The sequence below is a fragment of the uncultured Slackia sp. genome, assembly GCF_944321625.1.
In the GTDB taxonomy this organism is placed as follows: domain Bacteria; phylum Actinomycetota; class Coriobacteriia; order Coriobacteriales; family Eggerthellaceae; genus Slackia.
The window spans coordinates 1-11,475 of the sequence record NZ_CALUMA010000108.1; the positions used below are offsets into that span (position 1 = coordinate 1).

Annotated in this window: 6 protein-coding genes and 1 pseudogene; 4 read left to right on the forward strand and 3 right to left on the reverse strand. The window is 58.1% G+C overall.

Features of this window, described 5'->3' with window-relative positions:
- Positions 1-3,322: DNA polymerase III subunit alpha (gene dnaE, locus Q0J60_RS09300; protein WP_294440862.1), on the reverse strand; the 3,322-nt coding region annotated here is incomplete at its 3' end.
- A 749-nt stretch (positions 3,323-4,071) separates the two neighbouring features.
- A complete protein-coding gene (locus tag Q0J60_RS09305) occupies positions 4,072-5,220 on the reverse strand; it encodes a hypothetical protein (RefSeq protein WP_294440864.1) in 1,149 nt (382 codons plus the stop codon).
- Positions 5,221-5,557: 337 nt separating this feature from the next.
- On the opposite strand from Q0J60_RS09305, the gene Q0J60_RS09310 reads away from it, so the two are divergent.
- Positions 5,558-6,238, forward strand: coding sequence for an alpha/beta fold hydrolase (locus Q0J60_RS09310; RefSeq protein ID WP_123207883.1), 681 nt, complete (start codon positions 5,558-5,560; stop codon positions 6,236-6,238).
- Between the two features lie 672 nt (positions 6,239-6,910).
- Here Q0J60_RS09310 and Q0J60_RS09315 read toward each other — a convergent pair.
- Positions 6,911-7,873 (reverse strand): LuxR family transcriptional regulator, encoded by a 963-nt coding sequence (locus Q0J60_RS09315; RefSeq protein WP_294440868.1) that lies wholly within the window; start codon positions 7,871-7,873, stop codon positions 6,911-6,913.
- A 408-nt stretch (positions 7,874-8,281) separates the two neighbouring features.
- On the opposite strand from Q0J60_RS09315, the gene Q0J60_RS09320 reads away from it, so the two are divergent.
- The 3 genes and pseudogenes from Q0J60_RS09320 to Q0J60_RS09330 form a co-directional block, all read left to right on the forward strand.
- The gene (locus tag Q0J60_RS09320; protein WP_294440871.1) at positions 8,282-9,862 is read left to right on the forward strand and encodes a YfcC family protein; all 1,581 of its coding nucleotides are present in this window, start codon (positions 8,282-8,284) and stop codon (positions 9,860-9,862) included.
- Positions 9,863-10,043: 181 nt separating this feature from the next.
- Complete coding sequence (gene argF, locus Q0J60_RS09325; RefSeq protein ID WP_294440873.1) at positions 10,044-11,039, forward strand: ornithine carbamoyltransferase; 996 nt, start codon at positions 10,044-10,046, stop codon at positions 11,037-11,039.
- A gap of 135 nt (positions 11,040-11,174) precedes the next feature.
- A pseudogene (locus tag Q0J60_RS09330) lies at positions 11,175-11,475 on the forward strand (carbamate kinase); the annotation flags it as partial.

Here is an 11,475-nt window from a genome sequence, read left to right on the forward strand (position 1 = left end):
GATGATTGTTGAGAATCTGCTGCAGCTGCTGCGAGGTGAATGCGTTGAAGTCTGCCGAGCGCAGACGAATCTCAAGTTGGCTGGGACCCATCTGACTCTCATCGAATTCCAAACGTTCAATCTCGAACGCCATGATCTGGTCGCCGCGATCGGAGTGCTCGAATTTGCCCTTCACCTTCACGATGGCGTCTTCCACCAGGTCTTCTTTGAAGTCGTCGTACTTGAAGCACACGCCTTCCATGTGCCCGGTGGTGTCCTCCAGCGTGAAGTTGGCCATCTTGGTGCCCTTCTTGGTCATCTTCACGATGACGCTGGTCACCAAACCTGCGAAGATGCCGCTCTTGATATCACCCTGGTGGTCGGGCAGATCGCCCAGCTGGTACTTCGTGATCTTGCGCAGCGCGCGCTCGTACGGACGCAGCGGGTGGTCCGATACGTAGATCTTGAGAATCTCCTTCTCGTACGCCAAAAGCGTGCGCTTATCCCATTCCACGCCATCGGGCGCAGGCACATCTTCCTTGAAACCGCTGTCTTCCACATCGGCGAACATGTCGAACATGCTCACCTGACCGGCATCGCGATCCTTCTGACGCTTGGACGCGCTCTCCAAAAGCGACGTTTCCTCGATGAAGTACATGAGCTGCTTGCGCGTGTACCCCGTCGAATCGAACGCGCCTGCCTTGATCAGGGCTTCCAGCGTCTTGCGGTTGTACACCTTGGTATCCAGACGGTTCACGAAGTCGTGCAAGCTAGTGTAGGGGCCGTTCGCATCGCGCTCAGCGATGATGGCCTCCGCAACGCTTTCGCCCACGCCGCGCACGCCCGCCAAGCCAAAGCGAATGCCTTCTTCGAGCGGCGTGAACTCCAGGTTGGAACTGTTCACATCGGGCGGCAACACGGGAATGTTGCTGTGCGTGCAGCTAGCGATGTATTTGATCAGCTTGTCGGCGTTGCCCATGTAGCTGGACAGCACGGCGGCCATGTACTCGTAGGGGTAATGCGCCTTGAGATACGCGGTACGCATGACCAGCACGGCGTATGCCGCGGAGTGCGACTTGTTGAACGCGTACTTTGCGAATTCCTCCGCGTCATGCCAGATGCGTTCGGCAATCTCAAGCGAGAAGCCGTTTTCAACGGCACCGTTGCACCAGTCGTCCTTGAGCTGCATCATGACGTCGAGCTTCTTCTTGCCCATAGCCTTGCGCAGCTTGTCGGATTTGCCTGCCGAGAACCCGCTCATCGCCATGGAGATCTGCATGATCTGCTCCTGGTAGACGATGGTGCCGTACGTCTCTTCCAGGATGGGCTTGAGGCGGTCGTCGTAGTAGCTCACGGGCTTTTTGCCCTGACGGCGATCGACATACAGGTCGACGAAGCCGTTTTCCAACGGGCCCGGGCGGTTCAGCGCGATCGATGCCACGATGTCGGAGAACGTGCGCGGCTTCATACGCGCGAACAGGCTCACATACAGGGCCGATTCCACCTGGAACAGGCCGTCCATGCTCATGCCCGTCTCGCCGCACATCAGGTCGAACGACGCCTTGTCGTCAAGCGGGATCTCGTCGGGGTTGATGTCGATGCCGTGACGCTCCTTGATGTTGCGGCATGCGCGCGAAAGCACGCCCAGCGTGCGCAGACCGAGGAAGTCCATCTTGAGCAGGCCCAGGTCAGGCGTGTAATGGCCGTCGTACTGGGTGATCATGCCGCCACCCTTGGTGTCGCGTTTAACGGGCACGTGGTCCACCAGCGGGTCGCGGCAGATGATGGTCGCGCACGCATGCACGCCCTCGCCGCGCACGTTGCCCTCAATGGACATGGCGGCGTCGATGATCTCCTTGGACTCAGGCTCGGTGTCGTAGATTTTCTTGAAATCGGCGTTATCCTGCAGCGCTCCCTTGAGCGTGATGCCCAGCTCGTCGCCGAGCGTCTTGCACAGGCGGTCGCCCACGCCATAGGGATGCCCCAGCACGCGCGCGGCGTCGCGGATGGCGTTTTTCGCCTGCAGCTTGCCGAATGTGATCACGCCGGCGATGTGGTCGGCTCCGTAGAAATCGCGCACGTGGTCGATGACCTCCTGGCGACGTTCATCCTCGAAGTCGACGTCGATATCGGGCATCTCCACGCGTTCGGGCGAAAGGAAGCGTTCGAACAGCAGGCCGTTGGGCAAGGGATCAAGGTCGGTAATGCCCATGGCATACGACACGATGGCGCCTGCGGCCGAACCACGGCCCGGCCCCACGCCGATGCCCTGGCTGCGCGCCCACTGGATGTATTCCTGCACGACCAGGAAGTACGCCGGGAAGCCCTGCTGAATGATGATGCCCATTTCGTAGTCGGCGCGCTCCTGCGCTTCCTGAGGCACCGGGTCGCCGTAGCGGCGCACCAGGCCTTCCTGCACCTGTTTGCGAAACCAGCTCTCCTCGGTCTCGCCCTCGGGCAGGGGGAACTTGGGCAGAATGGAGTCGCGCTCAAGTACCACGTCGCATTTGGCCGCCAGTTCCACCGTGTTATCGCACGCCTCGGGGAAGTCGCGCATTGCCTCGCGCATCTCCTCCTCGGTCTTCATATAGAACTGGTCACCGGGAAAGCGCATGCGGTTGTCGTCGTCCAGCTGCGAACCCGTACCGATGCACAGCATGATATCCTGTGCACGGGCGTCTTCCTGCGTGAGGTAATGGAAGTCGTTGGTGGCGATGGTCTTGAGGCCCAGCTGGTTGGCGATCTTCGTGAGCTCCACGTTCATCTGATGCTGCGTCATGCCGCCATCAGTGGTAGTGCCCTGATCCTGCAGCTCGATGTAGAAATCGCCCGGCTCGTAGAGCGATGAAAGCTTACGCGCCCACTCCACCGCGCCGTCGAAATCGCGCGCGTCGATGCAGCGTGGAATGATGCCGGCGATGCAAGCGGAGGACGCGATGATGCCCTCGGAATAGCGTTTCAGCATGTCGAATGTGGTGCGCGGCTTGTAGTAGAAGTTGTCCATGTGCGATTCGGACACCAGACGCACCAGGTTGTGGTAGCCCGTATTGTTCTTGGCCAAAAGCAGCATGTGATACAGACGCGACTTGGTTTTGGAGCCGACCTCAGGGTCCTCCGTGAAGTAGATCTCACAGCCGTAGATGGGCTTTACCTTTTTGCCCGTTTCCTTTTCGACCGCTGCGCAGGCGTCGCAGAGCTCGGGCACGCCGCACATGACGCCGTGATCGGTAATGGCGACGGCGGGCATGTCCAGCTCAGCCGCACGGCGCACCATATCTTTGATTTTGGTGGCGCCGTCGAGCATGGAATATTCGGTGTGATTGTGCAGGTGAACGAATGCCATTGCGTGCTTTCTCCTTGTGCGTATGCCTCTGAAAAACGTATCGATTAAACGGCCACCATGATACCAGCCGCGCGGCGCTGCGGAGACGCCAAAATCATCCCCACATCGACCCCGCACGAAACCTCTGTATCATGGCAAGGCCGCCGCCGCGCAAGCTCCGCCGAAAGCCGCCGCCGCATGGTCGCCACCACTGACCGGCACGCCCCGCTGCATAACCGCCGCAGATTCGCACGCCCTGCTGCATAACCGCCGCAGAAGACCGCATGCCTCCGCTCTCGCCGAAGCGCACGCCCTTACCTCCTCAGTTTGCCCCCTTGCCGCCAACTTGCATCCCTCATCACGCACGCTTAATCCAAGAAAAGCAAAACTCGTGGACGTTTTTTCGACTTTCCCGGCAAAATCACCCTCTGCAGAAAGACATCTCACGATAGTTTTCTCCTTGCGAAAAACTCAAGTTTGCTAGATTTGCAGCATCCCTTCTCTCACCTGGGATTATGGATGCACAAGCAAAATATGACCCAATTTCCCGCAAAGCTCGCCACCACAAAACCGCATCATTCACCTCGACCCACCCGGTAAAGTCGAAAAAACGTCCACGAAATCGATCATCTCTGGAATCATGCGCCCTAGCAAGCACCATGAACATCATCCAGCGGATGGAAGCGTGGAGCGAAACGGGGCGGAACGGGTCGGGACGGACGCATGCAAGCATGGAGCGGAGCGAGATGGGCGCGTGGACACTTCAACACTTACAGCTGCAGCGCTTTCAGAAGCTTCGTCTGTCTTTTCCAAAAATCACTTACCCTTGGGCGAATCCGATGCCCACAATAGCGAGCAACAAGCTGAGCAATCGCCCGCAAAGCCAACCGGCTTTTCGTTTGCATATTCGTCACAGTTACAACACGTATGCCTAAAAGCGCCAAATCGCTCCGTCGTTTTGCGTCGGCCGCAATGCGGCTTGGACCCGTATGCCACAGATCGCTATCGTACTCAACGCTCACGGAGCCCTTTTCCCAATACAGGTCGCATCGATAGCTCGATTTCGCCAATGGATTAGCTGTCCTGTTTCGCACCCCAACATTCACTTCACGATTCATTTCCGGCATCCCCAGTCCAAAACCGCCCAACGAACAAGGTAGCCCCAGAACCATCGCCATTTTCGTTTCCATATGCGACGCAGACCCATTCCGAATGTAGCGCAACGCCCTTCGCGCTTCCTGAATCCCCCTCATGCCCCTGCTTCCATCAATGAAAGCGGCTAATCGCGAGGTCGTGGTCACAGGCACCCGATACTCGTTGTCCCCTATCGAATAGCCACCGCACAGCTCAAAGCCTAATTCAATAAGATGATAGATTGAAAGCGAAGCGGCCATCTGTATGAAACATATCTCCGGAAGGACAACGCTCAGCTTGGAGTCAATTTTCACAAGCCATCTGGAGAGATGCCCTGATGTAATCGAATGCAACGTTAACCCCGATCTCGGAGTCTTTGCCGATTCTTGAGAAACAAGCACATGCAGCGACTTGTTACCATACGCTTCAAGCATACCTTCGATCGTGGCGCCGACCGCAGGCGTAAGTCCCTTAATCCTATCAGCTTCCGAAAGGGCGGTGTCTGCCTTCTTACCATGCCCATCGGTGAAAGCCCAACCTTCCCCGCCAAGAAAGCCGATGCGGCAATATGCCCAGAAACGCTGGATTTCGACATCCATAGGAATATCGCCCTCACTCATTCCTTTTCGAGAATGAACAGGAACGGCATCACTGAATAGAGAGGCGATTCGCCAGTAGAGTAACGCGGATTCATGTGAGACAAGTATCATCGCGCCTCCTGCGCATTCGAGAAAAGGAAAAGGGAGACATCCTGAAAAATCGCCCCCTTCGAGAATAGCTTGCAAGCCTTGCCAAAGCCTTTCCCGAATCTTGCGTATTCCCGACGCGAATTATCTGGATTCTTCCCATCCCTCCTCGATAATCTTGCGATACCCGCTAGAAGCGCATTACCGTTTTTGTGCGTTTGCTCCCCGATTCCTGCCCAAAACCTTGCCGGAATCTTGCCCAAACCTTGCCGGCCCAAGCTTTACGTCGACTTCCGATATACTGATTTCGGATATCGAGGACGAATACATGCGCCAGTGAAGACGATTCAAGCAAATGCACAACTGAAAAAACACGCAAGACATTGAATAACTCGCGGGCGACCGGACAATACGCAAATTGCCGAAGGAGAGCAACGTGGACATTAACCTGCATTACGAAGAAACGGGAGCCGGCAAGCCCCTCATGCTACTGCACGGAAACGGTGAGGACTGCACTTATTTCAAACATCAGCTCGCATACTTTTCCGGCATTCGGCGCGTCATCGCAGTTGACACACGAGGTCACGGACGGTCTCCGCGAGGCACGGCACCGTTCACCATCCGCCAATTTGCCGATGACCTAGCCGGCTTAATGGACAGTCTCCACATCAAACGCGCCGATATTCTGGGGTTCTCCGACGGAGGAAACATCGCACTCGTCTTTGCCGCCAAATATCCTGAGCGCGTAGATAAGCTCATCGTCAACGGGGCCAATCTCTACCCTGCCGGAATGAAGGCGCATATAGCGCTCCCCGTTGTTGTCGAGCATCGGCTTTCATCGCTGCTTGCGCCCACAAGCAAATGTGCGAAAGCGCACGCGGAGCTCCTTGGTCTCATGGTGAACGATCCGAACCTTACCCCCGATGATCTCGCAGCGATTCAGGCTCCCACGCTCGTCATCGCCGGAACACGCGATATGATTCGCGAAAGCCACACGCGCCTTATTGCCCAATCGATTCCCCACGCTACGCTGTCGATTGTGAAGGGCGATCATTTCGTAGCCGCAAAGAATCCATCCGCTTTCAACACTGAAGTCGAGCGGTTCTTGCTAGGATAAGAGGATAAGAGCAAAAGGGCGCGAGGGCAAATGACCGCAAACCCAGTCATTTCCTATGCAGAAAAGGCACTGCGATTTCGCCCCCCCTTGGACACACAATGCCATATACCCGCAAAAATGCTGGATTCGAAATACCAGAGCAGCCACAAGCCTACCTTGTGCAAAGCGCGCTGCCAGCAAAATCGGATTTCGTGGACGTTTTTTCGACTTTCCCGATGAATTTGGCAATCCTTTAGACAAAACGATATGCGCTCAGCGTCAGTTCGCATGAACACATTGCCAGCAACTGGTTCCAATATCTTCTCCACCTGGGGTTTCGAAGAAAGTCCCTAAAGCATTGCGCAAGAAAAGCGCATCGGCTTTGGAGAACGGAACGCGTCCGACCCGGGAAACTCGAAAAAATGTCCACGAAGAAGCTGGATTGCGTCCGCAAACGCATTGACGGGCATGCAAGTGCGGCACGGCATGAGAGCAGGCGTTGCCCGAGCGCAATCCGATGGGCGCAATTCGACAACGCATTGACGGGACGCAACCGAACATAGCGCGCAGTGGGACGTAACCAGGCGTTGCGCACGAACAGGCGCGTGTACGCAGCGCGACCTGGCGCGGCGAGAGCGTAGGCGCGCGTGCGCAGTGCGACCCGGCGCAGCAAACGCGCGGCAAACGCCCTCCCTAGGCTCGGCGGCTGAAATCGCGCATCAGATGCTGACGGTCTTTCTGACCCGTCTTGCGCAGAATATTGTGCACGTGGACCTTGACGGTAGACGGCGCCAGGCTCATCTCGGACGCGATGTTCTGGTTATCCTTGCCCGTCAGAATCTCGCGCAGCACTTCGGTCTCGCGCGCTGTGAGGTTGTAGAAGTGCGCGTAGCGCGGCAGCGTCTCGTCAATGAAAGCATCCAGGCGCGATCCACCGCCGATGGGCGGGGTCTTGAAATGAATCGCAAGCCTGCCCCAGCAGTACGACACGGCGCTCGCCGCGCAGGCAATCATCAGCATGTTCTCGGCGATATTACGCTCAGGCAAAAACGGAATCAGCCCCGAGCGGAACACCTCGGGATCAACCAGGAACATGAACACGATGTTCTCGGTCACGATGAGCGTCGTCAGAATCCACACTGCGATGAACAGCGGGATGGCGCTGCGCATGCGGTCGCGCGTCAGCTCGGACGAGGTGACATACCTAAACCCTAGATACACCAGGAACGCATAGATGCATATCTCGCGAACACTATAGAACAGGAACTGATGCACCGATCCAGGCGGGATGAGAATCAACACCGCCACGCTCCACACAATGAAGAACACGCAGGGCGCCAAAACGATCGCACGGCGCTTCTCGTTAAAGAAATCGCAGATGACAAGCCATGCCGCCTCGATGATGCCCGCACCCGTGAACACCGCGGGAAGCGGGGCGCCCACGAAATGGACCATCTGCAAAGATTCGCCCGCGCTATAAAGAACGAAATCGTCTTGGAACACCAGCGCAACGTCAAAGAAATAGAATACGAAGCCCAGAAACGCATACAGCAGCGCTCGCTTGCGCGAAACCAAATAGGTGGAAAAGCAGAGCGCTGCCGCCATGACGCTGATGAGAAGGATGCAGAGGGTGTAGTAGAACAGAACCAAATACATACCCGAAATGCTCCTTCCGAAACGCGCTGGAATCGACGCCGCCGAACGATCGGGGAAGGAACGGGCGTGCCACCCGACCGCGCATCACGTTGCGTCACGGAAGATTATACCGCCTACCGCGTCGATACGGTAAACGGGGTTTGATGCTCGCTTCTACGCTTTCCCAGGTCAAGCGCTTCTAAACCCAACTTACACCCGCATACATCCCAAGTTTCACGTTCCCAAATACCACGCGCAGGCCGTATGGTGCAGCCAACGGGGCGAGGCGCAGGGAACCCTCCGGCGAATGCCGCTCACCCCCCATTCCCGTCAGCGCGGAAGGAGACGCGCACAGCTCAGCGGCATGCGCGGGACGGCTCTAAGCCAACGCCCAAGCATTAGGGGATTCAAATGCGAGAAAGGGGCATCATGGCCGCAGAAGCAACTGCCACGACCGTGGCGCAAGAAGCTCCTCCCAAGAAAAAGTTCAAACTTAAGGTACCAACCGCTTTTACCATTCTGTTCATCATCACGATTCTGGCCGTCATCGCGACGCACTTCATCCCTGCCGGCCAGTACGCGAAGGTTGAATACGTAGCCGACGCGGGAATCTTCCAGATTACCGAGCCTGGCGGCGAGGTGCGCGAGGTCGAAGGCACCGAAGAAGCCTTCTACGCCGACGAGCAGCTGAAAGACATGAAGATCGACGTCAACCAGTTCCTCAACGGCGCCATCACCAAGCCCATCTCGGTGCCCGGCACCTACACCCCGCTCGAGTCGGCCCCCATGGGTCCGTATGACGTGTTCACCTCCATGGTCAACGGCACCATCAACGGCGTGGACATCATGGTGTTCATTCTGGTGTTGGGCGGCTTGATCGGCGTTGTCAACGCATCCGGCGCATTCGAAAGCGGCCTGGTCGCGTTGACCCAGAAGACCAAGGGCCGCGAGTTCTTCCTCGTGTTCCTGGTGTCCGCACTCATGACTCTGGGCGGCACCACCTGCGGTCTTGAGGAAGAAGCAGTCGCGTTCTATCCGATTCTGGCACCGGTGTTCATCGCGCTGGGATATGACTCCATCGTTACCGTTGGCGCCATCTTCCTGGCAGGCTCCATGGGCACCACGTTCTCCACGATCAACCCGTTCGCCGTGGTTATCGCCTCCAACGCCGCCGGCGTCCAGTGGACCGAAGGCATCGAATGGCGCATCGCCGGCTGCATCGTGGGCGGCATCGTGGTCATCGCCTACCTGTACTGGTACTGCAAGAAGATTAAGAAGAACCCCGAGGCGTCCTACACCTACGAGGACCGCGAGCACTTCGCCAGCCTGTTCAACGTGCATGACTCCAGCTCCAACGAAATCAAGCCGTTCACCTGGCAGCGCAAGCTCATCCTGGTTCTGTTCGTGCTGGCATTCATCCTGATGGTCTACGGCGTCGTCAACCTCGGTTGGTGGTTCCCGCAGATGGCCGCATCGTTCCTCGCCATCGCCATCATCTGCATGTTCCTGACCGGCCTGGACGAGAAGTCCATTACCGACGCGTTCGTCAACGGCGCATCCAGCCTCGTCGGCGTGTCCCTGATCATCGGTCTGGCCCGTGGCGTCAACATGATCATGGAGGAAGGCCTCATCTCCGACACGCTCCTGTACTGGGCAACCAACGCCGTCACCGGCATGCAGGGCCCCGTGTTCATCCTCATGATGATGTTCATCTTCTTCCTGCTGGGCTTCATCGTTCCTTCGTCCTCCGGCTTGGCCGTTCTCTCGATGCCCATCTTGGCCCCCTTGGCCGACACCGTTGGCATCGACCGCTCCATCGTCGTCTCCGCTTACAACTGGGGACAGTATGCGATGCTGTACCTGGCTCCCACCGGACTGGTCATGGCAACACTGACCATGCTGGACATGAAGTACACGCACTGGCTCAAGTTCGTGCTGCCGATGGTCGGATTCCTGTTCGTCTTCGGCGGAGCGCTCCTCGTCGCGCAGGTTATGCTCTGCGGAGCCTAAGCCCCAAGGATGCGCGTCTTCTCTGCCTAGGCGCGCATCCCCACCCCGGTTTTTCCCCGGCATGCGCTAAAGTATGACGGGTATGAATGTGGCAGTTCGCTTACAGAAGAGCGAGCATGCCGAAGCCATCAAGCCGCTGCGTCGCACGGCGCGCGGCAAGCCTAGAGAAAGGGTTACCACCATGGGCGTCAATCTCTCCGGCCGCAGCTTCATCAAGCTCCTCGACTTCACCACCGAGGAAATCGAGTACCTGCTCAAGCTTTCCAAGAACTTCAAGGACATGAAGCGCGCGGGCGTTCCGCACCGCTACCTGGAAGGTAAAAACATCGTGCTTCTGTTCCAGAAGACCTCCACGCGTACCCGCTGCGCGTTCGAGGTCGGCGGCATGGACCTGGGCATGGGCGTGACCTACCTGGATCCCGGCTCGTCGCAGATGGGCAAAAAGGAGTCCATCGAGGACACCGCCCGCGTTCTCGGCCGCATGTATGACGGCATCGAGTTCCGCGGCTTCGCCCAGGAAGACGTCGAAGAGCTCGCCGCCAAGGCAGGCGTGCCCGTGTGGAACGGCCTGACCGACCTGTGGCATCCCACCCAGATGCTCGCCGACATCCTGACCGTCCAGGAGAACTTCAACTACGACATCAAGGGCAAGACGCTGGTGTTCATGGGCGATGCCAAGAACAACGTGGCCCGTTCGCTGATGGTCGTCTGCTCCAAGCTGGGCATGAACTTCGTGGCCTGCGGCCCCGCCGACTGCATGCCCGCCGACGACGTGATCGAGGCCTGCAAGCCCATCGCCGCCGAGAACGGCTGCACCATCACCCTGACCGAGGACGCCGAGGCCGCTTGCAAGGGCGCGCATGTCATCTACACCGACGTGTGGGTGTCCATGGGCGAGCCCGATGAGGTTTGGGAGAAGCGCATCAAGGAGCTCACCCCCTACCGCGTCACCAAGCACCTGATGGAGATCGCCGATTCCGAGGCCATCTTCCTGCACTGCCTGCCCGCCTTCCACGACACCAACACCACCATCGGTGCCGAGAAGGCCGAGCAGTTCGGCATCACCGAGATGGAAGTCGAGGACGAGGTGTTCGAGTCCAAGCAGTCCAAGGTCTTCGACGAGGCCGAGAACCGCATGCATACCATCAAGGCCGTCATGTACGCGACCCTGAAGTAAACGACCCTCGATATCTCACGGACAAGCTTTGAGATTGAGGCCCCGTCCCGCATGGGGCGGGGCCTTGTCGTTTCAAAACCCCTTGAAACTCCGCTCCGGCCGACCGCACAACGGCCGCTCAAGAAAGGAACGAACATGCCTTATCAGAAGGGAACCGGCAAATCCGTCGTCGTCGCTCTGGGCGGCAACGCCCTGGGCAACACGCCCGCCGAGCAGTACGAGCTCGTGCAGGACACCGCCAAGCACATCGTCGACATGATCGCCGAAGGCATCAACGTCATCGTGACCCACGGCAACGGCCCCCAGGTCGGCATGATCAACAACGCCTTCGCCTACGCGAGCGCCCACGACGGCAAGACCCCCGAGATGCCCTTCCCCGAGGCGGGCGCCATGTCCCAGGGCTACATCGGCTACCACCTCTCGCAGGCCGTGCTCT